Origin of the sequence: Granulicella tundricola MP5ACTX9 (assembly GCF_000178975.2) — a bacterium.
Classification (GTDB): Bacteria; Acidobacteriota; Terriglobia; order Terriglobales; family Acidobacteriaceae; genus Edaphobacter; species Edaphobacter tundricola.
The window spans coordinates 3,028,535-3,053,597 of the sequence record NC_015064.1 but is presented as its reverse complement, the minus strand read 5'-3'; the positions used below and the strand labels follow the sequence as shown (position 1 = coordinate 3,053,597).

The 25,063-nt window shown below is 60.8% G+C and carries 26 protein-coding genes; 14 read left to right on the top strand and 12 right to left on the bottom strand.

The annotated features are described in order from the left end of the window. Nucleotides 1-17: 17 nt before the first annotated feature. The 8 genes from bluB (at nucleotide 18) to ACIX9_RS13040 (ending at nucleotide 6,927) form a co-directional block, all read left to right on the top strand. Complete coding sequence (gene bluB, locus ACIX9_RS13075) at nucleotides 18-671, top strand: 5,6-dimethylbenzimidazole synthase (RefSeq protein ID WP_013580959.1); 654 nt, start codon at nucleotides 18-20, stop codon at nucleotides 669-671. Between the two features lie 23 nt (nucleotides 672-694). Next, on the top strand, nucleotides 695-1,648 hold the full coding sequence (gene rapZ, locus ACIX9_RS13070) for an RNase adapter RapZ (RefSeq protein ID WP_013580958.1): 954 nt from the start codon (nucleotides 695-697) through the stop codon (nucleotides 1,646-1,648). Nucleotides 1,649-1,678: 30 nt separating this feature from the next. After that, on the top strand, nucleotides 1,679-2,146 hold the full coding sequence (locus tag ACIX9_RS13065; protein WP_013580957.1) for a GxxExxY protein: 468 nt from the start codon (nucleotides 1,679-1,681) through the stop codon (nucleotides 2,144-2,146). A gap of 84 nt (nucleotides 2,147-2,230) precedes the next feature. After that, nucleotides 2,231-4,090: an ABC transporter ATP-binding protein gene (locus ACIX9_RS13060; RefSeq protein WP_041597107.1), complete on the top strand. Its 1,860-nt coding sequence runs from the start codon at nucleotides 2,231-2,233 to the stop codon at nucleotides 4,088-4,090. Continuing rightward, nucleotides 4,087-4,983 carry a YicC/YloC family endoribonuclease gene (locus ACIX9_RS13055; RefSeq protein WP_013580955.1) on the top strand — a complete coding sequence of 299 codons (897 nt, stop codon included), beginning with the start codon at nucleotides 4,087-4,089 and terminating at the stop codon, nucleotides 4,981-4,983. The genes ACIX9_RS13060 and ACIX9_RS13055 overlap by 4 nt, the downstream gene beginning before the upstream one ends. Nucleotides 4,984-5,029: 46 nt before the next feature. Then, a complete protein-coding gene (gene gmk / locus ACIX9_RS13050) occupies nucleotides 5,030-5,692 on the top strand; it encodes a guanylate kinase (protein ID WP_013580954.1) in 663 nt (220 codons plus the stop codon). A gap of 96 nt (nucleotides 5,693-5,788) precedes the next feature. Then, on the top strand, nucleotides 5,789-6,010 hold the full coding sequence (rpoZ, locus tag ACIX9_RS13045; RefSeq protein ID WP_013580953.1) for a DNA-directed RNA polymerase subunit omega: 222 nt from the start codon (nucleotides 5,789-5,791) through the stop codon (nucleotides 6,008-6,010). Between the two features lie 44 nt (nucleotides 6,011-6,054). Beyond that, nucleotides 6,055-6,927, top strand: a complete 873-nt coding sequence (locus tag ACIX9_RS13040) for a uracil-DNA glycosylase (RefSeq protein ID WP_013580952.1) — start codon at nucleotides 6,055-6,057, stop codon at nucleotides 6,925-6,927. Between the two features lie 6 nt (nucleotides 6,928-6,933). On the opposite strand, the gene ACIX9_RS13035 is transcribed toward ACIX9_RS13040, so the two are convergent. Continuing rightward, nucleotides 6,934-7,851 (bottom strand): energy transducer TonB, encoded by a 918-nt coding sequence (locus tag ACIX9_RS13035; RefSeq protein ID WP_013580951.1) that lies wholly within the window; start codon nucleotides 7,849-7,851, stop codon nucleotides 6,934-6,936. A 52-nt stretch (nucleotides 7,852-7,903) separates the two neighbouring features. Here ACIX9_RS13035 and ACIX9_RS13030 point away from each other — a divergent pair, with 52 nt between their 5' ends. The 3 genes from ACIX9_RS13030 (at nucleotide 7,904) to ACIX9_RS13020 (ending at nucleotide 10,378) form a co-directional block, all read left to right on the top strand. Next, nucleotides 7,904-8,731 (top strand): TatD family hydrolase, encoded by an 828-nt coding sequence (locus ACIX9_RS13030; protein WP_041597771.1) that lies wholly within the window; start codon nucleotides 7,904-7,906, stop codon nucleotides 8,729-8,731. Nucleotides 8,732-8,765: 34 nt separating this feature from the next. Next, entirely contained in the window at nucleotides 8,766-9,266 is a 501-nt protein-coding gene (locus ACIX9_RS13025; RefSeq protein ID WP_013580949.1) for a YajQ family cyclic di-GMP-binding protein, read from the top strand. 122 nt (nucleotides 9,267-9,388) lie between these two features. Next, a complete protein-coding gene (locus tag ACIX9_RS13020) occupies nucleotides 9,389-10,378 on the top strand; it encodes a polyprenyl synthetase family protein (protein ID WP_013580948.1) in 990 nt (329 codons plus the stop codon). Here ACIX9_RS13020 and ACIX9_RS13015 read toward each other — a convergent pair. The 4 genes from ACIX9_RS13015 to ACIX9_RS13005 are packed head-to-tail and all read right to left on the bottom strand — an operon-like array spanning nucleotide 10,375 to nucleotide 13,348. Next, nucleotides 10,375-10,959, bottom strand: coding sequence for a zeta toxin family protein (locus tag ACIX9_RS13015; protein ID WP_013580947.1), 585 nt, complete (start codon nucleotides 10,957-10,959; stop codon nucleotides 10,375-10,377). The two genes, ACIX9_RS13020 and ACIX9_RS13015, sit on opposite strands and share 4 nt — an antisense overlap. Next, on the bottom strand, nucleotides 10,956-11,114 hold the full coding sequence (locus tag ACIX9_RS25850) for a hypothetical protein (protein ID WP_013580946.1): 159 nt from the start codon (nucleotides 11,112-11,114) through the stop codon (nucleotides 10,956-10,958). Before ACIX9_RS25850 ends, ACIX9_RS13015 begins: the two co-directional genes overlap by 4 nt. 19 nt (nucleotides 11,115-11,133) lie before the next feature. Beyond that, the gene (locus ACIX9_RS13010; RefSeq protein WP_013580945.1) at nucleotides 11,134-11,400 is read right to left on the bottom strand and encodes an exodeoxyribonuclease VII small subunit; all 267 of its coding nucleotides are present in this window, start codon (nucleotides 11,398-11,400) and stop codon (nucleotides 11,134-11,136) included. Between the two features lie 34 nt (nucleotides 11,401-11,434). Next, nucleotides 11,435-13,348, bottom strand: a complete 1,914-nt coding sequence (locus ACIX9_RS13005; protein WP_013580944.1) for a bifunctional homocysteine S-methyltransferase/methylenetetrahydrofolate reductase — start codon at nucleotides 13,346-13,348, stop codon at nucleotides 11,435-11,437. A gap of 151 nt (nucleotides 13,349-13,499) precedes the next feature. Between ACIX9_RS13005 and ACIX9_RS13000 the strand changes: the two genes are divergently transcribed. Further along, nucleotides 13,500-14,963, top strand: coding sequence for a hypothetical protein (locus ACIX9_RS13000; RefSeq protein WP_013580943.1), 1,464 nt, complete (start codon nucleotides 13,500-13,502; stop codon nucleotides 14,961-14,963). A gap of 89 nt (nucleotides 14,964-15,052) precedes the next feature. After that, on the top strand, nucleotides 15,053-15,796 hold the full coding sequence (gene bshB1 / locus ACIX9_RS12995; RefSeq protein WP_013580942.1) for a bacillithiol biosynthesis deacetylase BshB1: 744 nt from the start codon (nucleotides 15,053-15,055) through the stop codon (nucleotides 15,794-15,796). A 9-nt stretch (nucleotides 15,797-15,805) separates the two neighbouring features. On the opposite strand, the gene lpxD is transcribed toward bshB1, so the two are convergent. From lpxD to dcd, 5 genes are all read right to left on the bottom strand, one after another. Next, nucleotides 15,806-16,765 (bottom strand): UDP-3-O-(3-hydroxymyristoyl)glucosamine N-acyltransferase, encoded by a 960-nt coding sequence (gene lpxD / locus ACIX9_RS12990; protein ID WP_013580941.1) that lies wholly within the window; start codon nucleotides 16,763-16,765, stop codon nucleotides 15,806-15,808. Next, nucleotides 16,765-17,706 carry a lysophospholipid acyltransferase family protein gene (locus ACIX9_RS12985; protein ID WP_013580940.1) on the bottom strand — a complete coding sequence of 314 codons (942 nt, stop codon included), beginning with the start codon at nucleotides 17,704-17,706 and terminating at the stop codon, nucleotides 16,765-16,767. The genes lpxD and ACIX9_RS12985 overlap by 1 nt, the downstream gene beginning before the upstream one ends. 101 nt (nucleotides 17,707-17,807) lie before the next feature. Then, nucleotides 17,808-18,512 (bottom strand): lipid-binding SYLF domain-containing protein, encoded by a 705-nt coding sequence (locus tag ACIX9_RS12980; protein ID WP_013580939.1) that lies wholly within the window; start codon nucleotides 18,510-18,512, stop codon nucleotides 17,808-17,810. Nucleotides 18,513-18,827: 315 nt separating this feature from the next. Then, nucleotides 18,828-19,472, bottom strand: a complete 645-nt coding sequence (locus tag ACIX9_RS12975) for a response regulator transcription factor (RefSeq protein ID WP_013580938.1) — start codon at nucleotides 19,470-19,472, stop codon at nucleotides 18,828-18,830. A 50-nt stretch (nucleotides 19,473-19,522) separates the two neighbouring features. Beyond that, a complete protein-coding gene (gene dcd, locus ACIX9_RS12970) occupies nucleotides 19,523-20,077 on the bottom strand; it encodes a dCTP deaminase (RefSeq protein ID WP_013580937.1) in 555 nt (184 codons plus the stop codon). A 196-nt stretch (nucleotides 20,078-20,273) separates the two neighbouring features. On the opposite strand from dcd, the gene ACIX9_RS12965 reads away from it, so the two are divergent. Then, entirely contained in the window at nucleotides 20,274-20,543 is a 270-nt protein-coding gene (locus tag ACIX9_RS12965) for an HU family DNA-binding protein (RefSeq protein WP_041597106.1), read from the top strand. Between the two features lie 34 nt (nucleotides 20,544-20,577). Here ACIX9_RS12965 and priA read toward each other — a convergent pair whose 3' ends face one another. Then, nucleotides 20,578-23,205 carry a replication restart helicase PriA gene (gene priA / locus ACIX9_RS12960; protein WP_013580935.1) on the bottom strand — a complete coding sequence of 876 codons (2,628 nt, stop codon included), beginning with the start codon at nucleotides 23,203-23,205 and terminating at the stop codon, nucleotides 20,578-20,580. 113 nt (nucleotides 23,206-23,318) lie between these two features. Continuing rightward, complete coding sequence (gene aroE / locus ACIX9_RS12955) at nucleotides 23,319-25,034, bottom strand: shikimate dehydrogenase (protein WP_013580934.1); 1,716 nt, start codon at nucleotides 25,032-25,034, stop codon at nucleotides 23,319-23,321. Nucleotides 25,035-25,063: the final 29 nt, after the last annotated feature.

The following is a 25,063-nucleotide window of genomic DNA, read 5'->3' as shown; positions in this document are numbered from 1 at the left end:
GGGCAGAGGCGGATCACTTGGATTTCAGTGCGGATGAGCGGGGGGCGGTCTATCGAGCTATCGCCGAGCGGCGGGATGTGCGGCGGGGATTTCTGCCGGAGGCCGTGCCGGATGAGGTGATGATGCGGGTTCTGGGGGCGGCGCATGCTGCGCCTTCGGTGGGGTTGATGCAGCCTTCTCGTTTTGTGGTGGTGCGGGATGTGGCGGTGCGGACGGCGGTGCGAGAGGCTTTTCTGGCAGCGAATGCATCCGCCAAAGAGGCTTATGAGGGTGAGCGGCGGGAGCTGTATGACGGGCTGAAGCTCGAAGGGATTCTGGAGGCTCCGCAGAATGTATGTGTGCTGTGCGATGCGTGCAGCGATCAGGGGCATGGGCTTGGGCGGCAGACGATGCCGGAGGCTGCGATCTATTCGACTGTGTGTGCGGTGCAGAATCTTTGGCTGGCTGGGCGGGTTGAGGGGATCGGCGTGGGGTGGGTGAGCATTCTGGACATGGCGAAGCTGCGCGAGATTCTGGGGGTGCCGGAGCGGCTGACGGTGGTGGCTTACCTGTGTGTGGGGTATGTGGGGGAGTTTGGACGGGGGCCGGAGCTGGAGCGTGTGGGGTGGGAGTCAAGGCGTGGGCTGGAGGGTGCAGTGAGCTTCGACCGGTGTGGTGCGGAGTGGGGTTAGTGTGCGGGTGCTAGGATTTCTGCATGATTCGGAAGACTGCGACGAAGACAACGGCTAAGGTTGCGAAGGCGGCGAAGAAGGTTTCGGGTGGGGCTCGCAAGGTTGCGAAGGTGGTTGCTGGTGACGGCGAACTCGTCATTCTGACGGGGATGAGCGGGGCAGGGAAGGCCTCGGCTCTGAAGGCGCTGGAGGATCTGGGGTATTACTCGGTGGACAACCTGCCGCTGGAGCTGATTCCGCAGTTTGCGGAGTTAGTGCGGCAGTCTGCTGAGAACAGGCGTGCGGCTCTGGTGGTGGATGTGCGCGAGGGCAGCCGTCTGGAGCTGTTTCCGGGGATTCTGCGGAAGGTGAAGAAGGTTCTACCGACTCGGGTGCTGTTCTTGGAGGCCAGCGACGACTCGCTGGTGCGGCGGTTCTCGGAGACCAGGCGGCCGCATCCGATGGGGCGGAGCGAGACGGTGCCGCAATCGATCCGGGCGGAGCGGAAGCGGCTTGATCCGGTAAGGAATGTCGCGGACATTCTGCTGGATACGACGAAGTTCAACGTCCACGAGCTGCGTGCGCATATCAATGCGCAGTTCGAGGCTCGGAGTGAAGAGGACAAGAATCTTACGATCTCCGCTATGAGCTTTGGGTTCAAGAACGGGGTGCCGACGGATGCGGACCTGGTGCTCGACGTGCGGTTTCTGCCGAATCCACACTTTGTGCCGGAGTTTCGGGAGCTGACCGGCAAGCATCCAAAGGTGGCGGCTTATGTGCAGAGCTTTCCGCAGACGGAGGAGTTTTTGAAGAAGACGACCGACATGTTGGAGTTTTTGTTGCCGCATTACATTGCGGAGGGGAAGAGCTACCTGACGGTGGCGTTTGGGTGTACGGGTGGGCAGCATCGGTCTGTGTCTATTGCGGAGGAGATGAAGAAGAGGCTGGAGGGGGTTGGGTATCGGGTGAAGAGTATGCACCGGGATATGCCAAGATGAGGCTAAAAGCAAGGCGTAACGGGGATAACGATGGATCGAGACGGGATAAAAACGAATGAAACGGGCGTGGTGTATTCAGGCAAGTTCGTTGGCACTGAAGATGAGCTGACGGCTCAAATCATTGGTGTGTTTTACAAGGTTTTCAATGAGCTAGGCTTTGGATTTCTGGAATCAGTTTATCGCGAGGCGATGGCAATTGCTTTGAGTGAGGCTGGGTTGTCCATGGCCGTCGAGGTCCCCATCGCCGTTACTTATCATGGGAAGCCGGTCGGGTCTTTTCGAGCCGATATTGTTGTGCAGGGGAGGGTCGTTCTGGAGTTGAAGACAGCAGAGCAGATATCCAAAGCCCACGAAGCGCAGCTTCTTCACTATCTCCGAGCATCTACAATGGAGATTGGACTTATTTTGAACTTCGGACAGCTCCCGAAATGTCGGCGAGTGGAGTTTAGAAATGAGCGTAAACAGAACATTGCAAAATCCTTTTCTATCCTGTCTTGATCCTCTTCATCCTCGTTACGCCTTGCTTTCGGGTAGCCGGTAGAATGGTTGGGTGATTGAGCGTGTGATCTGGCGGTGTGAGGCGTGAGGCGGATTTGGCGGTTGCTGCGGTATATGCGGCCTTATGCGCTTTACCTTGTTTTGTCTACGCTACTGATGGCGGTGGTGGGGGCGATGGGGGCTTTTCGCTTTCTGCTCATCAAGCCGATCCTGGACAATGTGCTGAGTGCATCTTCCTCGCCGGATCAGGTGCTCAAGTTTCGAATTCCGCATACGAATACCGTTGTGAATCTGCAGAGCTTGATTCCAAGCCATTTTCATAATGCGTGGACCGTGGTGGCGGTGGCGCTGGTGGCTTCGGCAGTGGTGAAGTCGGTTTGTGATTACCTGGGTACGCTGCTGGCGAACAAGGCCGGGTTCGGGATGATTACGGATCTGCGGAACGATTTGTATGACTCGCTGCTGCGGCGGAGCATGGCGTTCTTTCAGAAGCACACGACGGGCTCGTTGCTGTCGACGTTGATCAACGACATTGAGCGGGTGCAGGCTGCGATGTCGACTGTGCTGAGCGACTTTCTGCAACAGTTGTTTACGTTGATCTTCATGGTGGGCGCGGTGATCCTGGTGGGCGGGAAGCTGGCATGGGTGCTGCTGCTTTTCCTGCCGGTGGTGATTTCTTCCGCGCGCAGAATTGGACGGAGCGTTCGTAAGACGACGCGCAAAGGGCAGGACAAGCTGGCGGAGATTCAGAACATTCTGCACGAGACGATTACGGGCAACGGCATCGTCAAGGCGTTTGGGATGGAGCTTTGGGAGATGAACCGGTTCCGGCGGGCGGCGGACCGCTTGCTGACGGCGAATATGCGGTCGGTGGCGGTGCAGTCCATCTCAAGCCCGCTGATGGATGCGCTGGGTGCAGTGGCGATTGCGCTGCTGCTTTACCTGGGGCGGCAGAGTATCCTGCATGGCACGTCGGCTGGTGCGTTTATTACGTTTCTGGCGGCGACGATTGGGCTGTATGACCCGGTGCGGAAGATGCCGATGTTCTACAACAGCTTCCAACAGGCGGTGGGAGCGAGCGAAGAGATCTTCAAGTTCATGGACGCGCAGGATGACGTTCGGGAGAAGAAGCGCGCGGCTGTTGTGAAAGGTTTTGAGAAGGAGATCTGCTTCAACGGGGTTGGGTTTGGGTATGAGGAGGATGGGCGGCGGGTGCCGATCCTGCACTCGATCGATCTGAGGGTGGCTCGGGGTGAGGTGGTTGCGTTTGTGGGGCCGAGCGGCGCCGGGAAGAGCTCGCTGGTGAATTTGATTCCGCGGTTCTTCGATGTGAACGATGGGGCGATCACGATCGACGGGCTGGACCTGCGGGATGTGACGATCGAGAGCCTGCGCAAGCAGATCGGCAAGGTGACGCAGGAGACCGTGCTGTTCAACGACACGGTGCGAAACAACATTGCGTATGGTCAGCCGGATATTCCGCTGAAGAAGGTGCAGGAGGCGGCGAAGATGGCGCTGGCTCATGACTTCATCCTGCGGATGCCGGATGGATACGACACCATGATCGGCGAGAAGGGTGTCAGGCTGAGTGGCGGGGAGCGGCAACGGCTGGCGATTGCGCGGGCGATCCTGAAGAACGCGCCGATCCTGATTCTGGATGAGGCTACGAGTGCTCTGGACACGGAGAGCGAGGCGTTCGTGCAGGCGGCGCTGGCGAACCTGATGGAAGGGCGGACGGTGTTCGTGATCGCGCATCGGCTGTCTACGGTGAGGCGGGCTACGCGGATCGTGGTTCTGGAAGCCGGGCGGATTGTGGAGATGGGCACGCATGATGAGCTGCTTGCAAACTCCGGGACTTACAAGCGGCTCTATGACTTGCAGTTCATTGGCGAGATGCCTACGGAGTCGGCTGAGGCTGCGTGGGAGTTGGAGGGGACGGCGTGAGCGTTGTGGCTTCGATGACGGGGTTTGCGAGTGTTGAGGGGACGCTTGCTGGTGGCCGTGGTTTCACGCTTACGGTGAAGAGTGTGAACCATCGGCATCTGGATCTTCAGGTGCGTGTGCCGATGGGGTTCGATGCGCTGGAGGCGGGGTTGCGCAAGGTCGTCAAAGCGGGAGTGAAGCGTGGGCACGTGGAGCTGACGGTGTTTGTGGAGAAGGGCTCTAGTGTGGGCGCGGTGCAGGTGGATGAGGGGCTGCTGGATGCTTATGTGGCGGCGTATCGCAAGGCTGCGGAGCGTTATGAGGAGCCGGAGGAGTTTGACCTGAATGCGCTACTGCGGATGCCGGGCGTGATGAGTGCGGCGGTGGTGCCGATGGATGTGAGTGCCGCTGAGGAAGCAGTGCTGGAGGCTGCGCAGAGGGCCGTGGCGGGGCTGAACGGGGTTCGTGAGGCTGAGGGTGCGGCGCTGGCGGCGGAGCTCAGGGCGGGGATGGAGCGGCTGAGCGTCATGGCGGAGGAGGCTCGGGTGCTTAGAGCCGGGGTGGCTGCAGCACAGGTGGCCAGGCTGCGGGAGCGATTGGCGGAGATGCTGGTCGGTGTTCCGGAGGATCGTGTGGTGATGGAGGCGGCGCTGCTGGTGGAGCGGGGGGACGTCGAGGAAGAGCTGGTGCGGCTGCGGACGCATATCGAGCGGTTCATAGGCTTGCTGGATGGCGGCGGCGAACTTGGGCGGCAGCTCGATTTTCTGTTGCAGGAGCTCAACCGCGAGGCGAATACGATGCTTTCAAAGACGGGCGGAAGCGCTGGAGACGCGGGCTTGCGGCTGACGGAGCTGGGGCTGGCGATAAAGGTGGAGCTGGAACGGGCTCGGGAGCAGGTCCAGAATCTGGAGTAGTTGTCGCGAGGGTGTAACCCTCGGCGGGTACACTGGTTAGACACTTATGGCAGGCATTTTATTTATCATTTCGGCGCCTTCGGGGTCGGGTAAGTCAACTCTGGTGAGCCAGCTTCGAACGCTGGTGGAGGGGTTGGATTTTTCCATCTCGTATACGACGCGCGCGCCGCGTGGCTCTGAAGAAGATGGGCGGGAGTATCACTTCACGACTCGCGAGAGGTTCGAAGAGATGATCGCCGCCGGCGAGTTCCTGGAGTGGGCGCAGGTGTTTGGTAACTACTACGGGACCGCGTTGAGCGCACTGGATCATGCAAAGCGTGAGGGCAAGGACTTGCTGTTGGATATCGATGTGCAGGGCGCGGTGCAGGTGATGAAGAAGCTGCCGGCGGCGGTTTCGATCTTCATCCTGCCGCCCAGTCCGCAGGTGCTGGAGCGCAGGCTACGTAACCGTAGCGAGGCCGAGCATGTCACGGCTGAGGATGTCATTGCGCGGCGGCTGGCGGAGGCGCAGAAGGAGCTCGACCGGGTGGGCGAGTACAAATACGCGCTCGTGAATGACGTGCTGGACGATGCCGTGACCGAGATGAAGGCAGTGGTGTTGAAGGAGCGAGGGGAGCCCCTGGCAGACGGGGAGTTAGCGGCGAGTTGCGAGACGAGTGCGCGTTCGGCGAGGCTGGTGGCGGCGCTGGGGAGCTTCGGCCGCAGTTAGTTGTTAGAACTCGTTAATAAAAAACATTCCGTATGTGGAAAACTTCTGTTTCTGGGGTAGAGTTGGGGAAACGGACAACTTAATACGGGGTGCAGGATGCCAATCGATAATGCTCTGCTCAACAAATACAGCCTGGTCAAGGGTGCGGCGCGTCGTGCGCGGCAGCTTCAGTCGGGTGCTCCTCCGCTTTCCAACTCGAAGTCGATGAAGGCCTGCCGGGTCGCTCAGGATGAGATTCGGGCGGGTTTTGTGACGTTTGTTTTGCCGGAACGGCTGGTTGCTCCGGAGCTGCCGATCACACGAGCTGGATCGCTTTAGCGCTTTGCTCCCGCCGCGGAACGGCTACGCTGTAGTCTTGTTTTATGGCGGTTGAGAAGCAGGCTGGGCACGCGGAGGTTCGCGCGTATCTCGAATACTTTCGGGATATGGGAGTGTATGACTTCTATCGGAACGGGGAGCCTCAAGCGATTGAGGCTGCGACGATGGAGGCGGTTGTTGAGCGCGTCGAATCTGTGCGTGCCACTCCGGTTGCGCCAGTGGTTGCGGTTGTAGAAACTGGACCGAGCGTGCCTGCAACTCAAGCGGCCGCTGTGGGGTTTGACATCGCAAAACCGGTTTCGTTCGATGATTTGGCTCCGCTGCCTGAGGTTCGTGTGGCGGCTGGGGATCGTGCGGCTGCGCTGGCTGTCATTCGCGCCGATATCGGCGATTGCACGCGGTGCCCGCTGGCGTATGGCGGGCGTCGGAACATCGTGTTTGGCGATGGCGATGCCAAGGCTCGGCTGATGTTTGTGGGGGAAGGTCCGGGAGCCGACGAGGACGAGCAGGGACTGCCGTTTGTGGGCAAGTCCGGGCAGTTGCTGAACAACATGATCGGGGCCATGGGGCTGAGCCGCGAGCAGGTCTACATTGCGAACATCGTGAAGTGCCGGCCGCCTGCGAATCGCGCTCCGGAGCCGGTGGAGGCGAATACCTGCACGCAGTTCCTGGTGCGGCAGATGGATGTCGTGCAGCCGGAGTACGTGGTGGCGCTGGGAGCTACGGCCGCGACGTACCTGCTGGGCGTAAAGCAGTCGCTGGCTTCACTTCGTGGGCGCTGGCATGACGTGCGCGGTGCCAAGGCTGTGGTGACGTACCATCCGGCGTTTCTGCTGCGCGATCCGCGGCAGAAGGGTGAGGCGTGGAAGGATCTGCAGATGGTGATGGCGGCGATGGGGTTGAAGCAGGGCAAATAGGTGGGCTTAGACCTTGCTGGCCCGGTTGCGAAGACGGCGGGCTTCTCCGCCCTGATGCTGCTTATCCATGACGATGGCGTGGAGCTCGAAGACCTCTCGAAGCTGGGTGCGGTAGTTGGCGGTACGGTCGTTCTTGGATTGATCCGGTGCGGACTGGTCTGCGATGAGGGTGGTCAGGGTCTCTTCCGCGGCAGCGCAGTCCTCGGCGGCTCCGGGGTACTCCTTGGCCAGCGAACGAGCCTCACAACGGGTGATGTAGGCGGTGGCGACGGCGGGTGTGTGGGGATGGTTTGCGGTGTCGACCAGGGCTACGGCCTCGTTGGCGACGAGCGCGGCGTCCGGATAGTTCTTCTGTGCGAGCAGGACAAGGACGAGGTCGTTGACTGCGGTGGCGCGGGATTCCAGGGCGGCGGTGGGGGTGAAGCGGTGGGACATGGCGACGGCTTGGCGGCAGGCCTCGAGGGCTTCGGTGGTGATCTCTGACTTGGTGCCACCGTCCACGTAGGACTGGCACTGGGCCTGCAAGGGCTGGAACTGGCGGTCGACCAGGAGGTCGGTGTCGGGGGGAAGTTCGGTGAGGTTGAAGTTGACGGCGGTGGTGATGACGGCGGGGGTGGGACGGCCGGATTTGGGGTCGGTAAGGGGCTTATAGGTAGCGTGGGTGTAGGCGTCGACGGCGGCCTGGCGGAGGAGAAGTGGGCCATCGAGCGCGTGGACGCTGGTGACGTGGCCGGTGGGATCGACTGCGATCTCAAGATGGACGGTGCCCTGGACGCGGGCGCGTTTGGCCTCTGAGGGGTAGACGACGGCGGGGACGGTGAGGGGCTCGTCTGATATTGGGGCGGGCGTTTGGGCTAAGGCGGCGAACGACAGGGAGAGCAGCAGGGAGGCGGCGAAGGCGGGCTTCATCTTACGGCAGAGCATACCGGAAGATGATTGACCGGAGGTGAATTGTTACTTGGGTAAACTGGAGTTCATGCTGATCGACTCCCACGCTCACCTTGATTTTTATGACGACCCAACGGAGATTCTGGTGCGGGCTGAAGCTGCGGGTGTAGCGCAGATGCTGGCGATTGGGATCGGCGACGGGCCAGCTACGATGCATCGTGCACTCGACCTGGCACGCCAGCATGGGCATGTCTTCGCTTCCGCCGGGATTCATCCTCAGGAGGCTCATCAGGCCACACCTGAGGCTCTGGAGAAGCTACGGGCGCTGGTTGCGGACCCGAAGTGCATCGCGGTCGGCGAGATTGGGCTGGACTACTATCACCTGGAGAATCCCGATATCGAGGTGCAGCAGCAGGCGTTTGTGGCGCAGTTGGCGATTGCTGCGGAGGCAGGGAAACCGATCCTGATCCACTGCCGGACGTCCGATCTCGCGACCGCGGAGGCTAAGGCGCGGTTTGGGCCGGCGGATGCGTTTGCAGACATCATGCGACTGATTGCTGAGCACTGGACACCGGCTGGGATTCCGGGGGTGATGCATTGCTTTTCCGGTAGCCCGGAGCAGGCCAAGCAGGCGCTGGCGGCGAATTTTTATCTGTCGTTTGCGGGGAATGTGACCTACCCGAAGAGCTTGAACATCAGGGAGGCAGCGGCGCAGGCTCCTGCGGACCGGTATCTGGTGGAGACGGATTGCCCGTTTCTTGCGCCGATCCCGTTCCGCGGCAAGCAGAACGAGCCGGCGTATGTAACGCATACCGCAGAGGTGGTGGCTGAGCTTCGTGGTGTGGGTGCGGCGCTGGTGGCGGAGCAGACGACGGCAAACTTCCACACGCTGTTTCCGTCGACGGCACGGTCCTGACTCAGACTGGCTGAACTGACTTATACTGGAGTTTATGGCAGCCGATAACAGCTTCGACGTAGTGAGCAAAGTAGAGATTCAGGAAGTCAAGAACGCAATCGATCAGGCCTCCAAAGAGGTGAACGCGCGCTTCGACCTGAAGAACTCCAAGTCCAAGATCGAGTTGGAAAAAGAGGAAGCGATCCAGCTTGCAAGCCAGGATGAGTACACGCTGGGCGCGGTGATCGAGATTCTTTCGCAGAAGTTGGTCAAGCGCGGCATCTCGCTGAAGAACCTGGAGTACGAGAAGATCGAGCCTGCCTCGAACTCGTCTGTGCGGCAGAAGATCAAGCTGAAGCAGGGCATCGCGTCTGACGCGGCGAAGAAGATCGTCGCGGTCGTGAAGGACTCGAAGCTGAAGGCGAATGCATCGATCCAGGGCGAGACGGTTCGGATCGTCAGCAAGGATCGCGATGTGCTGCAGCAGGTGATGGGCAAGCTGCGCAGCGGGGATTTCGGGATCGAGCTGCAGTTTACGAACTTCCGCTCAAACTAGTCTGGCTTGGCCTTCCTCACAACTGGAGCCTTCCTCACAAGAGGAGGCTCTTCTGTAACTCCCATGAAAGCAGTACGTTCGGTAACCGGACCGAATCGTGCGTCCTGATACTCTAAACGAGAGTGAGCACGATCTCCATCGCGACCGCAACTGAAGTCATGGATCTTCTTCGTGATGATCTTCTGGCTATTGAGCGCGAGTTTACCGTGCAGTCGGCGTCTCCGGTTCAGGTCATCACGGATATTGCGGAGTACCTGATTGCGGGCGGCGGCAAACGGATTCGTCCGCTGCTGCTTTTGCTTTCGGCCAAGGCGTTGGGGGCGACCAGCCAATCCCGGATTCGTCTGGGTGCGGTCGTGGAGATGCTGCACACCGCGACGCTGGTTCACGACGACATCATCGATGAAGCGGATACGCGGCGCGGAAGGCCCTCTTCAAACACAGCGTGGGGTAACTCCAAGTGTGTTCTGGCAGGCGACTGGCTTTACATGCAGAGCTTCCGGACGGCGCTTGAAGAGCGCAACTTTCATGTGCTCGACCTGCTGATTACGCTGACGCAGCAGATGGTTGAGGGCGAGCTTCTGCAGATGGAGAAGCTGGGCCATCTCATCAATGAAGAAGAGTACTTCGACCTGATCTTCCGCAAGACGGCTTTTCTATTCAAGGTCTCGATGCAGCTCGGCGCGGCGATCGAGGGTGCGTCCGATCAGACCGAAGAAAAGCTCGGCGAGTATGGGCGGAACCTGGGGCTGGCGTTTCAGATTGTTGATGACGTGCTGGACCTGACTGCGGCTGAGGATGTTCTGGGCAAGCCGGTGGCGAGCGATCTGCGCGAAGGCAAGGCAACGCTGGCGGTGATCCATGCGCTGGAACGCGGGACGGGCGCGGATCGCGAGGCGATTCGGACGGTGCTCGCAGACCGGAGCTTTGCGCATGTCAGTCATGTGCAGATTCTTGAGATTCTGCAGCGGCACGGGTCGATCGACTACGCGATGGATACGGCATGCGCGTACGCGGAGGCGGCTCGGTTATCGATTGCGGATCTGCCGGCTACGGATGCGAAACGGGCTCTGCTTTGGGTGCCGGGTTTTGTGACTTCGCGGGATCGCTAAGATTTTAGTTCGGCGCAAAGATGGGCTGCCCAACTTGGGACCGGCTCAATCCAGTGCATATACCCGGCATGACCGAAAGCCACAAGCGTGTGCCCCTTTTCAGTTGAATTATCCAATACAACTGCCAGATCAGCTTGCGGTAGAAGCCGCTTCATGTTGGCTAGGGTCCGCGGGTAGCGTCTCCTCTGATCTTCCTCTGGAACGTCATGACCGCCTTTAGCGACACGCGCTTTGACCCTCTTGAGATTGATGTCAACTGAAGCGGTGCCAATGAATACAACCATAAGCGTGAAGCCGGCCTGTTTGGCCCGGGCTGCCATCTTCAGGTATGTGCCCCCTGAGAGAGTCGTTTCGACAGTGAAGGTTTGCTTCTTTTCAATGAGTTCTTCAGCAAGTTTGAGAACTCTTTTGCCAGCTTCAATGTTGGAACTTGGGGAGTCCTGGACGGCCTGTAAGGATTTGGCGATCGCATCCGGATCAAGGATGGGTGTTTGCTGAAACTTATCGCGAGCCGTTGAGGTAAGGGTGCTCTTTCCGCATCCGTTTGATCCAGCGATGATCGTGAGAACGGGCTGGCTCAAGCGGCTTCGCTCTTACCCTCTGCCTGAGCTTTCTTCTCCTCGAGAATCCACTCCAGCTTGCGGCGTTCCCACTTCACGCCTTCCTGGCAGTCCTTTTCGAGGCTTCTGGCAAACTTTTCGATATCGAAGGTCTTCACATCAATCCAGTTTTCCATGGGTTAATCCTACGCTCTCCTATCCAAGGTCCTCAATCTCGTCGTCATCCTCTTCCTCGTCGTCGCCCGTATCGGGGAGCTCAAGATCCTCTACCTTCCCGTTCCCCCGAGTCTCAACGAGTACCTGAACCCTGCCTTCTGCGCGTTCGAGCTCTGCCTTGCATGAGTTGGAAAGCTGGACGCCCTCTTCAAACAGGCGCACGCTTTCGTCCAGCGATAGTTCCCCGCGTTCCAGTCGCTCCACCACCGCTTCCAGAGCGGTCAATTTGTCTTCAAACGTCGCCATGCTTTTGCCTTGAACCTTTCAAACGAACTGCTGTTTACAGCACGCCCAACACTTGGGCTGCTGCCTTGTATTTGCCGAACGGCGCGCTGACCTGCACGCCCTGCACCATGGCGCGGGACTCTTCCAGCATCTCCTGTGCGATGGCGATACCCTCGGCCTTGGCGTGCTCGGGGGAGGGCATTGCACCCATGCGGGCGAGGATCTCTTCCGGCATGCGGACCTTGAGCTGATCGCGCATGAACTCGGCGTTCTTGACACTGGTGAGCGGCCATATGCCGGCGATCATGGGGATGCGGAACTGCTCGATGCGCTTGAGGAACTGCTCGAGCAGGCGCAGGTCGAAGACGGGTTGGGTGATGCCGTACTCGCCGCCGGCTTCCACCTTGGCGGCGAAGCGCCGGACCTCGTTATCGATGTCAACAACGCCGGGATTAGCCGCGACCGCAATGGTAAAGCCACAGGATTGGCCGATCGAGTGGCCGCCGATGTCGAGTCCGTAGTTCATATCGCGGACGATCTTGGTGAGGCCGATGGCATCGACGTCAAAGACCGCGGTGGCATCCGGATAGGTGCCCATCTTGGGCGGGTCGCCGGTGAGGCAGAGGATGTTGCGCAGGCCGATGGATGACGCGCCGAGCAGGTCGCTCTGGATGCTGAGCAGGTTGCGGTCGCGGCAGGTGTAGTGCAGGACGGTCTCGATCCCGACGCGCTGCTGGATCTGCACGCACAGGCTCATGGCACTCATGCGGGCGCTGGCCCGGGGCGAATCCGGCACGTTGATGGCGTCGACGCCGAGCTTGTGCAACTCCTCCGCGCCTTCCAGCTCTTTGGAGCTATCGATACCCTTGGGCGGGACGATCTCGACCAGCGTGACGAACTCGCCGGTTGCGATCTTTGCGCCGACCCGAGAGCGATCCTTCAGATCAGGCGGCATGACCTTGCTCTGGGCGCGGGCGGCTCCGGCTTCCGCTGCACCTCCGTTTTCGACGACCTCGACCCCGGTCTCCTGGGCTCCGATCGCTCGCAGGGCTCCGCGCATAGCGCGTGTGTGCTGGGGGGTGGTTCCGCAGCAGCCGCCGACGAAAGTCGCCCCAGCCTTGATGAACTTCCGGGCGAAGCTCGCCATATACTCAGGCGAGGTCAGGTAGATGTGGCGGCCGTCGATGACGCGCGGGTTGCCGGCGTTGGGCATGGCGGCAAGCGGTAGTTTCGTTGCAGTGCGCATGCGCTCGATCACGGCGAGCACCGTGGCGGGCCCGTCCGAACAGTTGCAGCCAACAGCATCCGCACCCCACTCCGTCATCAGGCGCGCAGCCTCCTCGGCAGAGGTGCCGTCCAGGCAGTTTCCGTTCACGTCGACGGTGACCATGGCAATGACCGGCAGACCCTGGCCTTCCGCCTTGGCGGCTTGAATGGCGAGCCGAGCCTCGTTCATCGCCATCAGGGTCTCGAGGATCAGCAGGTCCGCGCCGACGCCGGGTCCGCCTTCAACCAGGGCTTTGACCTGGACCGCGAAGGCCGCATAAGCCTCTTCTTCCGTGACCTTGTTCCCGTCGCCGATTCTGATGCCAAGCGGGCCCATGGCCCCGGCGACAAAGGCCTCGGAGGCATGCTTTTCGGCCATCTGCTGGACACATTCCCGGGCGAGGCGGACTCCGGCCCGGTTGATCTCGCGCACTTTCTCTTCCAGGCCATGGCGCTCCAGGCGGATACGGTTTCCGCCGAACGTGTTGGTTTCAATGACGGTTGCGCCTGCCTGCAGGTATTCGGTGTGGACGGCGCGGACCAAGTCCGGCTGGGAGAGGTTCAGTTCGTCGTAGCAGCGGTTGATGAAGATGCCGCGGCCATACAGCATGGAGCCCATGGCGCCATCGCACAGGACGGTCCCGCCTGTAAAAAGACGTGCCGCAGCCCCTCTCAGCTCCGTTTTTGTCTCCACTTCGGTCATCTCTTCATCCTAAGCCACCTGCAAGCGCGCTCCAAACGCCGCTTCCAAACTGCGTGCGTCCGCGTCTCACCTTCACACCGTTTGGTATACTCGCGAGAGCCTGCAGGCCTTCGTTTTACGTTGCTGCACGCACGCATTGGAGTCGTTCACGTTGAAAAATCGCAGTTTCTCCGCACGCGCCGTCCGCGGCATTTTGATGACCTTCCTCTTGACGGTGGTCAGTCTCTCGTTGACCTCCTGCGGGCAGCAGCTCTATAAGTTTCCTGAGTTCACGTTTGCCGGCCGGCCCATTCCGCCCAGTCTGCTGGCCTATCGCGTCATGGTCTCGCTGACGCCGAATGGTACCACCGGCGCCCTGGAGATCCTCGACGGCAACCGCGACCTGCGCGGCAACGTGCAGAACACGAAGCAGAGCTTCTTCATCAGCGGTTTTTCTGGGGCCAATCCAACCCAGATCCTGAACTTCCCTGAGCAGTTGCGCGGATATGTGTTCTCAAACGCCTCCGGTAACTCAGTCGCCACCGTCAACTACGGTACCGAGACATCTGGGGGAAGTGCAGGAAGTTTTCCGGGCAGCACCTCGGTCGCAACCGGCTCTGATGGCGTTCGCTTCTACTCGGCAGATGAAGCCGCCGGCCAGGTGATTGTCGTCGATAATCAGCTGGGCCGCACCTTCGCGTTGAACCTGCCGAATGCCTACCGCGTGGCCGTGAACCAGGGCGACACGGTCGCACTGGCGATGGTGCGGAACTCCAACACGCTCTATCGCGTCCTGAAGCTGAACAATGGAGGGCTCGCGCCCCCGGGAAACGTGGACTGTGAGCCGCAGATTCTTCCGGTCTACTGCGTCGTCCCAGTACCGGGTTCCTATGACCGCCCCCAGGCTGCATACTTCTCAACCGACGGTGCAACCGCCTACGTCCTTAACTGTGGGGTGGAATGCGGCGGCGGCAACAACGGCGGTGCAAGCGTCAGCTTCATGCCTCAGTCTCCCCTGACGATTAACGTGATCCCGACCTCCGCGCCTTACCCCGCTGTCGTCACCAATACAGTGGCGATCCCTGGCGGTGCGACGGTCGCGCTTTCAGACGGATCAAATCTTTATGTGGCGGGCCAGCAACTGCAGACGGACGGGCTCTTCGCCGGGCGTCTCACCAAGGTGAACCTCAGCACGCTCGCAGTCAGCGCAGCGGTGTCCATCTCGGACGGCAACCACAGCAAACTGATCTTCGGCGACGACAACACGCTGTGGATCGGATCGCAGTACTGCGCGACCGGCGAACGGGCCAAGCAGGGACTGAACTATAACTGCCTCACTCGCTACGACATGGGCACGGGTGCAGCATCGATCATTCCTGCGAATGTGGTTCCAGGCTCAACCGCCGCTGGTACGACGGTTCCTTACCCGAATACGGACGACAACCAGTACTACTACGGCTCGCTGTCCGGCATCTGCTGGGTCCAGAGTCTGCACAAGATGTACACGGCCTACGGCGGTCAAATTCATGCGTTCAATACGGCGGATGGGTCGGAGATCAACAACTTCAACATCACCGTTCAGGGCACCGCGCTTGACGTCGCTTTCATAGACGCTGCAACGAACGCCGCAAACTAATACGCTGACTGATACTTGATTGTTTGGCCCTCAACCTTTGCGGTGGAGGGCCAAACTTTTTGGGCGTGGGAACGAACTAGAATCGAGGGATGATCTCAGGCTCATCCCCGGCAACCGTCGACATTCTCGCAATTGCAGCGCATCGTGACGATGTGGAACAGACCTGTGGGGGCACACTGCTCGTCCAGCAGGCGCTTGGGTTTCGCACGGGGATTCTCGACCTGACGCAGGGTGAATCAGGCACGCGCGGTACGGCCGCCGAGCGCGAAGCCGAAGCCAACGACGCGGCGCGCATCCTGAAGGTCTCCCATCGGGAGGCGCTCGATCTCCCCGACGGCAACGTGCAGAACACACTTGAAAATCGCCTGAAGCTGGCTGCTGTACTCCGGCGTCTGCGTCCGCGTGTCGTCATCCTCCCCTACTGGCAGGGCCGCCACCCGGATCACTACACCTCAGCCACTTTGGGCTATGAAGCCTGCTTCACGGCGGGATTGAGCAAGCTCGTCACGCCCGGCGACCCCACCGCCAAGCCTCACCGCCCCTTCAAAATTCTCTATGCCTCCCTCTACGCGGATGTGCGGCCCACGTTCGTCGTCGATATCACGCCGCATATTGAGACCCGTCTGCAATCTCTGCTGGCCTATCGCTCGCAGTACTCCAACCAGCAGCAGGGCGGGGGATTGTTCGTACCGGAGGAGGAGATTCGCGAGCGCACCTTCGCCACGGCTCGCCACTACGGCCTGCTGGCCGGAGCCCGGTACGCCGAGCCGTTCGTGCAGAAGGAGGTCGCCATGGTCAGCGATCTGATGCACCTGCCGGTAGCCTCCATCTGAATCTGGCTGTCAGCGCTTCCGCATGCGGGCGAGGTTCCGCAGATACTCGCGCACAGGTTGCGCTGGCGTGCCCCAGAAGATCTCGCCCTCGCCATCGATCCGCTTGCCCGGCAGGACGCCGCCCTGGCCGCCCAGGATGACGCCACGGCCGATCGTAACGTGCTCGCCCAACCCGGCCTGCCCGCCCAGCATGGCGTTGTCCTCAATCGTGGTGGACCCTGCCATGCCGACCTGCGCGGCAATGATCACATCCTGGCCGATGCGGCAGTTATGCGCAATGTGAACCAGGTTATCGATCTTGGCCCCGCGTTCGATGCGGGTTTCACCCAGCGCACCGCGGTCGATCGTCGAATTAGCCCCAATCTCGACATCGTCCTCAATGACAAGGGTGCCGATCTGCGGGAAGCCGATATACCCGCTTCTGTCCCGCGCAAAGCCGAAGCCGGACGAGCCCAGGACCGCTCCGGCCTTCACCTTCACCCGATCCCCCAGGGTAGTTCCCGCAAGAATCACGACGCGCGGACCAATCTGGCAGTCGGCTCCCACCTGCGCACCATCTTCGACGACCGCGCCCGCGCCAACCGAGGTCCCTTGGCCGATGACAGCCTCGGCCCCAACCACAGCACTGGCATGAACGCCAGGGGTTGGCCGAGCAGCGAACCACCGCTGATAGACACGCGCAAAGGCGAGACGAGGATCTTTGACCCGGATGACCCTGTCCTCGTTCTCGTCCGCTGTAGAGGCTAGTGGGGCCAGGATCAAACCGGCGGCCGAGCCAAGCGCCTGCTGGAGCGCACTCTCGTCCGTGGCAAAGACGATGCTGTCATCCTGTGCATTCTCCAGCGAGCTCACCCTGGTGAAGACTCGCAGAGGTCCCGGCCCCTCCTCCGATTCAGGCAGCGGCAGGCAGAGTAGCACGCGGATGTCGGAGTAAGTTGGGTAGGGGCTCAGATCGTCGTCTTGCGTCATCAATAAACTCCCGCTTCGCCGGCTGGCCGCGTCTTCCAGCGGCGATGCAGCCAGAGCCACTGCTCAGGATGCTGGCGGACGTATCGCTCAATGGTAGCGGTAAACGCCGCCGTATTCGCCAGGACATCCGCATCGGCGTTCTCGGTGCGGATCAGCGTCATAGGCTCTCCAAAACAGAGGCGGTACTTCCGGCGAGCCTCATCCCACAGTAGAAACCCCGGCAGGACCGCCGCATCCGTCTTCATGGCCACCTTGGCAAGACCGGAGGCCGTACACGCCTCGCGTCCGAAGAATGGGACGAAGACGCCCTGCGGCGGGGTCATGTTGGTATCCATCAGGATGCCCATCGTCTCTCCGTTGCGCATGGCGGCGATCAGTCCACGCGCAAAGTCGTCTTTGTGGATCACGCGGTTGCCGTGCAGGCAGCGAATCCGATTGACGAAGGCATCCACCAGCGGATTATCCAGCCGCCGGATGACGAGCCCCATGGGATATCCCATCAGCGAGTGATAAAAGCTGGAAAGCTCCCACGCCCCCAAGTGACCGGTCAGGACCAGGACGCCCTTCCCGCGATCCCGCGCCGCCAGGAAGTGTTCCAAACCGTCGTATTCAATGAACTCGCTCGCCTGCTCCCTGGTGTAACCCGACATGAGGCAGAACTCTGCCATCAGCAGACCGAGACTGCGGTATAGACCCACCAGCGTCCCACTGCGCCACTCCGAATCTCGTTCGGGATAGGCAAGTTCCAGGTTTCGCAAGCCCACCTTGCGAAGCTTTTGCACCAGCCTGAAGGCCAGCCTCCCAATCCACACACCCATCTGCCGCGCGATCGGGCGGGGAAGCAGTCCTAGCCCCTTGACGATGACCCAGAGAAAAGCGAACTCGAGCCGCTCCTGCCCGCTGGCTTTGCGCCACGCGCCGTTCTGGGGTCCACCGCTCAAGAGTTCAGTCTAAATCCTCTTCAGCAGCAGCCAGAGCGCGTGTTGATAGTAAACAGCAAAGAGCAGCCCGAAGGCTGCTCTTTGCTGAAATCGACTGCAATTTACTGTGCGTCACGCGAAACGATGAAGTACTTGGCAACCGTTCCCACAAACGGACGAGCCGCGGGAGGGGTGGGCTGATTGCCTTCCAGTACGCCCTCAAAGGGAACGTCACTGCCGTAGAAGGCGCGGGTATCGTCGCCGTTCTGCGAAAGAACAGTGCCATCCAGATCGAGTCCAGCGAACAGGCCCTTAGACCGCGAGTAGGTCAGGAACTCGGCATTGAGCTTCCAGTCCGTGCCAGCCTGCGCATTACGTCCTACCGGACCGGCAGAGGCAGCAGCGTCAGCGCCAAGCTTGAACTTCGCCTTCAGCATGTCCTGCAGGCCGTTCTTGTTCATCGCAATCAGCACGAGATCGGTGGACTGTCCGCCAATCTGGAATCCAAAGCTTCCGCCTTCAAGTCGGACGAACACCGGCGAACTCCAGCCATGGGGAGTGCGGCAGGTGGCAACACCCTGGCCGTACTGCCCGCCGACGACGAACGCACCCTTCTTGAAGCTGGGAACGACGACGACACACGAAGCGCTCGAAAGAATGCTCTGCGGGATGCCCTTATCAGGGGTTGCCATGATCTCCTGGATCACTGCTTTGGCGGAACCAAGACGCTCATCCAGCTTCGGCTTATCGCCCTGTGCCATCGAAACCTGAACCGCTCCGGCTATCAAAGCCAAAGCAGCTACCGAACCTGCAAATTGCTTATTCACGAGTAAATCCTCCGCAACCCTCTTCAAACTCAAAGCCTGAGAGTCTGTGTTCGGCCTGACCGAACCAGCTCAACACTTCGTGAGATGAAAACGTTTGTAGTGGGGTTGCACTCAGAGTAAAGCAGCAAGAAATCAACCGATGGGACGAGCAAAAAAATGGGGGCTGTGAACGTCGATGGCGATCACCGAGCGTCGCAGCCCCACTCTCCCAGGTCTGTGTTGCTCCTAAGAAGGTGCAATGAGCGGGGCCTTTTCACAAGAGTACCGAGGTCTATAACCTTTCGTAACCATACAAATTTACTAAATAGTAAACAGCTAATGAAGAGGAATTTCCACTGTTTTCATCGCCAGAGCCGTCCGGTTTTCCACCCCAACCTTGCGCATCAGACGGCCCACATGGGCCTTAATCGACCCTTCATCCACGCCCAGCGCAGACGCGATCTCCCGGTTGGGATGCCCTTTTGCCAGCAAGCCGAGCACCTCCTTCTCGCGCTTGGTGAAGACAGGGGGCAGGGTAGCTCTCAGAACAGAGTCCTCACGCGCACGTTCCAGAAGCCGCGCCAGAACCTTTCTCGGAGCCCACACGGAGCCGTCCCGGACGACGTCCAGTGCCATCCGCAACTCGTCCTCACTTGCAGACTGGCTGAGATATCCCTTGGCCCCCGCGCCGATCACCCGCTCGATATAGTCGAAGTCTTTTTCCGCACCCATCACGATCAGGCGCAGTTGAGGACGGTCCCGGCGGAAGGCTGCCAGCAACTCAAATAGATGTTCCGTCACGGCAGAGTCGATGACGACCATCTCGAGGCCCTCTGTATCAAGCGCACGCGGCACGGAAAGAGGTATTACCTCAAGATCGGTTCGCGCAGCCATGATCGCCTGTAGCCCGAGCAGGCGCAACGGCCCGGTCGCAACCAGGCCGATCCTCGCCACGCTCTTCTGCACCGCTTCCGTGATCATCCAGGCCTCCGCTTACCACTCAACGCGCTAGCCCGATTCCTTCTTGCTCGTTACAGCTTCGGAAGGACGATGCCCTGCTGGTTCTGGTACTTGCCCTTGCGGTCCGCATAGCTGACCTCGCACACCTCATCCGATTGAAAGAAGAGGATCTGGCAGAGCCCTTCATTCGCATAGATACGCGCCGGCAGCGGCGTGGTGTTGGAGATCTCGAGCGTTACAAAGCCTTCCCACTCAGGCTCGAATGGGGTCACGTTGACGATGATTCCGCACCGCGCGTACGTCGACTTGCCCACGCAGATCGTCAGCACGTCTCGTGGAATCTTGAAGTACTCGATCGACCGTGCCAGCGCGAAGGAATTCGGCGGAACGATGACGCTATCCGCCGTCACAGTCACGAACGACCGTTCATCGAACGCTTTCGGATCGATAATCGCGCTGTTGACGTTCGTGAAAATCTTGAACTCGTCTGAGACCCGCAGGTCGTACCCGTAGGAAGACAGGCCGTACGAGATCACCCCGTCCTTGACCTGTTTTTCACTGAAGGGCTTAATCATCCCGTGTTCCTGCGCCTGTTCGCGAATCCAACGATCGCTCTTGATCGACATCGTCCTTCAACCCTCTCCGTAAACCGTCTTTGAGCCGAACCTCGATGTTACGCAAAGGTCTAACCCGTTGACAATCATCATCTCCCTTTCTACCATCGCTTCAAGCCCGCCGCGAAAAAGGTGAGTCCATAGGGCACTGAACATCGTCTGAACATTGAATCCCTTATCTCTCCCGTTTCAGGAAATGAGGCACGACTTGATCAAACAGGATCTTATCCAGCGCGTTGTCGAGCGCACCGGACTTGTCCGAACCAAAGCTGAAGCTGCCGTCGACGCAATCTTCGAGTCCATGAAGCAGAGCCTCGTCGAAGGCGAACGCATTGAACTACGCGGCTTTGGCGTCTTCACCGTCAAGCCCCGCAAGACCGGCGTCGGCCGCAATCCGCGCACCGGCGCTGAGGTCAGCATCGCTCCAGGCAAGGCCGTCCGCTTCAAGCCGGGCAAAGACCTGCACGTCATCGAGTAGTCCAGGTAGTCCGAAAGACCCATCCGGAGTGCGGTCAGGAGAAGCTGATCGCGTCCACATCCACTATCAGGCTGCGCCGGGGCACCCCTGCCTCCGCCGCAAACTCCAGCATTCCCCGCAGCGCATCTCCAAGCGCACGCCGCCGCTCCGCTTTCAGCACGAAGTGAAAGCGGTAGATGCGTTTCAGCCGCACGATCGGCGCGGCAGCCGGCCCAAGCACCTTCACCCCTACAGGCCTGGCCTGCTTGAACCAGCGCCCGATCTCCGCCGACCAGGCCGCCGCCTCTTCCAGCTTCTCGCTGACCAGCACCACGTTCGCTAGCACCGCGAACGGCGGATACTGCAGACTGCGCCTGAACTGCATCTCCTTGCCCACAAACCCCACGTAGTCGTGCTTCGCCGCAAACTTCACCGCGTAGTGATCGGTATGGTAGGTCTGGACGAGCACCTTCCCTGGCAGGTCTCCTCGCCCCGCACGTCCCGAGACCTGCGTCAGCAACTGAAACACCCGCTCCGCCGCGCGAAAGTCCGGCATCCCCAACGCATAATCCGCGCCAATCACACCCACCAGCGTCACCCCATGGATGTCATGGCCCTTGGCGATCATCTGCGTGCCCACCAGCAGGTTGATCTCCCCGGCGTGCAGCCGGTTGAGCAGCCGCTCCATATCCCCGCGCCCGCGCACGGTATCACGGTCCATGCGGCCGATCCTCGCCTCCGGAAACAGCTCCTGCAGCTTCTCTTCGCCCTGCTGCGACCCCGCCCCCATGAAGTACAGGTGCTCGCTCTGGCACTTGGGGCAGTTCTCTGGCACCCGCCGCCTGAAGCCGCAGAAGTGGCATTCCAGCCGCTGCCCCGGCTGCGCAATCCCGTCGGGCGAATCCGCCGCGGGCCGGTGATACGTCATGGAAAGCGCGCAGTTCTCGCACTCTACTTTCTCCCCGCAGCTCCGGCACATGACCACGGACGAGTACCCCCGCCGGTTCAGCAGCAGAATTACCTGCTCCCCGCGGTCGAGCGCCGCGCGGGTCTCCTCCACCAGCCTCCGCGAGAAGATATCTTCCTTGCCCGCCTCACGAAACTCCGCCCGCATATCCACCAGTTCCACCACCGGGAGCGGCCTGTTCGCCACGCGCTTTGTCACCTCGATCAGCGCATACCGCCCCCGCTCCGCGTTCGCCCAGCTCTCGAGCGAGGGAGTAGCCGACCCCAGCACCACCACAGCATCGCTAAGCTTAGCCCGCATCACCGCCACGTCCCGCCCGTGGTATCGCGGCGACTCCTCCTGCTTGTAGCTGGAGTCATGTTCCTCGTCCACGATGACCAACCCAAGCTCCCGCACCGGCGCAAACACCGCCGACCGCGTCCCCACCACGATTCGCGCCTCCCCCCGGCGGATGCGATGCCACTGCTCGGCCCGCTCATCCGGCGTCAACCCGGAGTGCAGCAGAGCCACCTCCTCGCCGAACGCCGCGAACATCTGCCCCGCCATTGCCGGTGTTAGCCCAATCTCCGGCACCAGCAGCAGGGAAGACCTCCCCGCCGCGAGCGCCCGCCGCATCGCAGCAAAGTAAACCGCTGTTTTGCCGGAGCCGGTGACGCCATAGAGCAGATGCGGTCGAAATCCACCCTTCTCCATTGCTGCCGCAATCGTCCCCACCGCCTCCATCTGCTCCTCGTTCAGCAGATGCTCATGCGCACCCTTCTTCCCGCCGCCCGAGCCCATGTGGAAGCCCTCAGCCTCCTCCTCGATCGCCACCAGCCCGCGCTTGACCAGCGTCACCAGCGACGATCCCGGCACTCCCGCCCGGATCAACCGAGCCTTCAACTCCGCAACCCCCAGCCGCCCACCCACCGCAGCCAGCTCCGCCATGATCGCAAGCTGATTCTCATTCAGCTTCGGCAGCCGCCCCGTACCTGCAGGCAGTTCCTCTGAAGCAGGGACTTCCTCAAGATTCGTGTGCCCCATCCTCATCGCAGTCTCATCGCGATTAGGGTGGGCATCGGCAAAGCCGGCCTTCCCAGAACCTATCGACCCAACGATCATTCCAAGCTCGACCAGCACCGCCACCCTCACCACCCGCCGAGCGTCCCGCTCCTCAGCCAGTGCCTCCCGCACCAGCCACTTCTTCTTCACCATCCCCTCGAGCAGCCCCCGATTCGCCCCCGTGGCAGACCGCAGCGCACCCGCCTTGGCCGGCTCGCCATTCTCCAGGTAGTTCAGCACCGCGTACTCGCGGTTCTGCTCCTCCGGCGTCAGCCGTGATCGCCGCGAAGACCCCTTCGCCGCCCCCTCATACAAAACCCGTCGTCCCGCCTCGCCGATCCGGTACGTCCATTGCCGCTTCACCTCAGCCGAAAGCGGCAACATCCCACGCAGCACCTCACCCAGCGGTGCGCAGTAGTACTCCGCCACCCAGGCAGCCAGGCGCATCATCTCCTCGCCCAGCAGCGCGTCGTCGTCCATCACACTCTGAACCGGCTTGACCTCGACGCCATCCCCCGGAGGCGCATCATGCACCCGCACCACCACACCCATCAACCGCTGTCCGCCAAACGGCACCAGCACCCGCGCCCCAACGCACGGCACCACCGGCCCAACCGAATAGATAAACGTCCGGTCCAGCGGCACAGGCAGCGCAACATCACAAAACTGACTCACACCTCCAGTTTAGCGATTGACTTAGCGATTGACGCCTGCCTTAAACGCCTCCGGGGCTCTCACCCGGTTGAAACCGCGTGAGAGCCCCGGAAATAAGGTGGAAAATCGACCCGTTAGCGCTTGGCTTTGGCAGGAGCAGCCTTTGCAGGTGCCTTCTTCACAGCAGCCTTGGTCGTCACCTTAGGCTTGGCTGCAGGCTCCGGCTCAGGTTGGACGGCCTCTTCGACCTCTTCAACCTCCGCAACCCGAGCAGGCGCGGCCTCAGGCTCAACCATCCCGCCATACTGCTGACGCAGCGCATGGATCACGACCTTCAGCATCTCGTCCTCGGGCGCAGGCTTGCCGGTCCAGATCTCGAACTGCCGCGCACCCTGCTGCACGAACATCTCCACGCCGGTAATGACGCTGAGTCCCAGGCTCCGAGCCTGCTTCAGCAGCGGCGTATCCACAGGGTTGTAGACCAGGTCAAAGACCAGCTTGGTCGTCTTGAGCTCAGCTGCGGTCAGGATCGGTTCGACCGACTGGCCGGACATTCCCACAGGAGTCGCATTGATGATGACGTCGAAGGTGGACTTCAGCAGCGCCTCGCGCTTGATCACCTTGGCTCCGGACTGCTTGGCGAGCTTCGCCGCAGTCTCCAGCGTGCGATTCAGGATGAAGACCTCCGCACCCTTATCGCGCAGCGCAAACACAGCCGCCCGCGCCGAACCACCCGCGCCCAGCACCAGAGCCTTGGCACCCTTGAGTTCGATACGCTTCTGCAGCGGAATCAGGATGCCTTGCACGTCGGTGTTGAAGCCATACAGCTTGGCCGGTTCACCAGCCGAAGGCGGTACCCGCAGCACGGTATTGCAGGCACCAATCTTGGCCGAAAGCGGATCGGTATGCGCCAGGTGCGCCATGATGCTCTGCTTGTGCGGCATGGTGATGGAGACGCCCTGGATTGGAATCTCCTGGATCAGCTTCACCAGGTCCGTGACGTCGGTCGCCTGCAGCGCCAGGTAGACGGCGTTGACCGTCTCGCGACGGAAGGCTGTATTCATCATCAGCGGGGAAAGGGATTTGTTCACCGGGTCGCCCGCGACACCGTAGACCTTGGTAGCTGCGTCAACCTCTGCGATCCGATACGTCTCAAGCAGCGTCCGAGCCAGAATCTGACCAGGCGCGGTCTCTTCTCCGACCGTTGCGGCAGCAAAGGTAAAGGTCGATCCGGCGCGGACTCCGAGCACTCGCGAGATGATCCCGGAGTCCCCCATACAAACACCCACGATGCTGGCTTCGTCGCTCATGCGCTCAATAAACCGCATCAACTTCACGTTGTCGGTCAGGCACTGCGCGGTTGGGACGATCTTAACGAAGTCGGGCTCAAACGGCGCAATGCGCGCATAGACCTTATCCAGGTCCGGCGTCTTCTCAAAGTCGTGCCAGGAGACGATCAGCCCGGCGCTGGTGGCGCGGATCTTGTCGATTCCAGCAGACTTGAGCGCTTCAGCCGACTCCAACTCCAGGTCGACGATCTGGAAGCCGCTGTTAGCCGCTTCTACCAGAATCTCCAGCTCGGAGGCGGCAGAGCCCTTATAGCGCCCACCATTTTCAGCCCGGCGGCAGGTCGCGATGGCCGTCGCCGCATTGTTTGCAGCCAGGAACTGCTTGAACTCAGGCAGCGCCGCAGCGGGTTTGGATAGGTAGTCGAGACGAAACTCTAAAAAAGGCGTTTCCTTGACGGCGAGGGAGGCACGCTCCAGCATTTCAGCAGCGGTTGCGCCAGTAATGGCGACGCATACCTTGCCGATGCGGGAGCGGAGAAGCTGAGCGGTAGAGTTAGGCAATGTTATTTCTCGTTTTCGTTCTGCGTTCG

What these genes read in the sequence shown, in the direction of transcription:
- ACIX9_RS13030 (WP_041597771.1), top strand. Translation starts at nt 7,904, where the DNA reads ATGCTGATCGACTCCCACGCTCACCTTGATTTTTATGACGACCCAACG.
- ACIX9_RS13035 (WP_013580951.1), bottom strand. Translation starts at nt 7,851, where the DNA reads ATGCTCTGCCGTAAGATGAAGCCCGCCTTCGCCGCCTCCCTGCTGCTC.
- rapZ (WP_013580958.1), top strand. Translation starts at nt 695, where the DNA reads ATGATTCGGAAGACTGCGACGAAGACAACGGCTAAGGTTGCGAAGGCG.
- ACIX9_RS13005 (WP_013580944.1), bottom strand. Translation starts at nt 13,348, where the DNA reads ATGACCGAAGTGGAGACAAAAACGGAGCTGAGAGGGGCTGCGGCACGT.
- ACIX9_RS13040 (WP_013580952.1), top strand. Translation starts at nt 6,055, where the DNA reads ATGGCGGTTGAGAAGCAGGCTGGGCACGCGGAGGTTCGCGCGTATCTC.
- ACIX9_RS25850 (WP_013580946.1), bottom strand. Translation starts at nt 11,114, where the DNA reads ATGGAAAACTGGATTGATGTGAAGACCTTCGATATCGAAAAGTTTGCC.
- bshB1 (WP_013580942.1), top strand. Translation starts at nt 15,053, where the DNA reads ATGATCTCAGGCTCATCCCCGGCAACCGTCGACATTCTCGCAATTGCA.
- lpxD (WP_013580941.1), bottom strand. Translation starts at nt 16,765, where the DNA reads ATGACGCAAGACGACGATCTGAGCCCCTACCCAACTTACTCCGACATC.
- gmk (WP_013580954.1), top strand. Translation starts at nt 5,030, where the DNA reads ATGGCAGGCATTTTATTTATCATTTCGGCGCCTTCGGGGTCGGGTAAG.
- ACIX9_RS13065 (WP_013580957.1), top strand. Translation starts at nt 1,679, where the DNA reads ATGGATCGAGACGGGATAAAAACGAATGAAACGGGCGTGGTGTATTCA.
- rpoZ (WP_013580953.1), top strand. Translation starts at nt 5,789, where the DNA reads ATGCCAATCGATAATGCTCTGCTCAACAAATACAGCCTGGTCAAGGGT.
- ACIX9_RS13025 (WP_013580949.1), top strand. Translation starts at nt 8,766, where the DNA reads ATGGCAGCCGATAACAGCTTCGACGTAGTGAGCAAAGTAGAGATTCAG.
- ACIX9_RS12975 (WP_013580938.1), bottom strand. Translation starts at nt 19,472, where the DNA reads ATGATCACGGAAGCGGTGCAGAAGAGCGTGGCGAGGATCGGCCTGGTT.
- dcd (WP_013580937.1), bottom strand. Translation starts at nt 20,077, where the DNA reads ATGTCGATCAAGAGCGATCGTTGGATTCGCGAACAGGCGCAGGAACAC.
- ACIX9_RS13010 (WP_013580945.1), bottom strand. Translation starts at nt 11,400, where the DNA reads ATGGCGACGTTTGAAGACAAATTGACCGCTCTGGAAGCGGTGGTGGAG.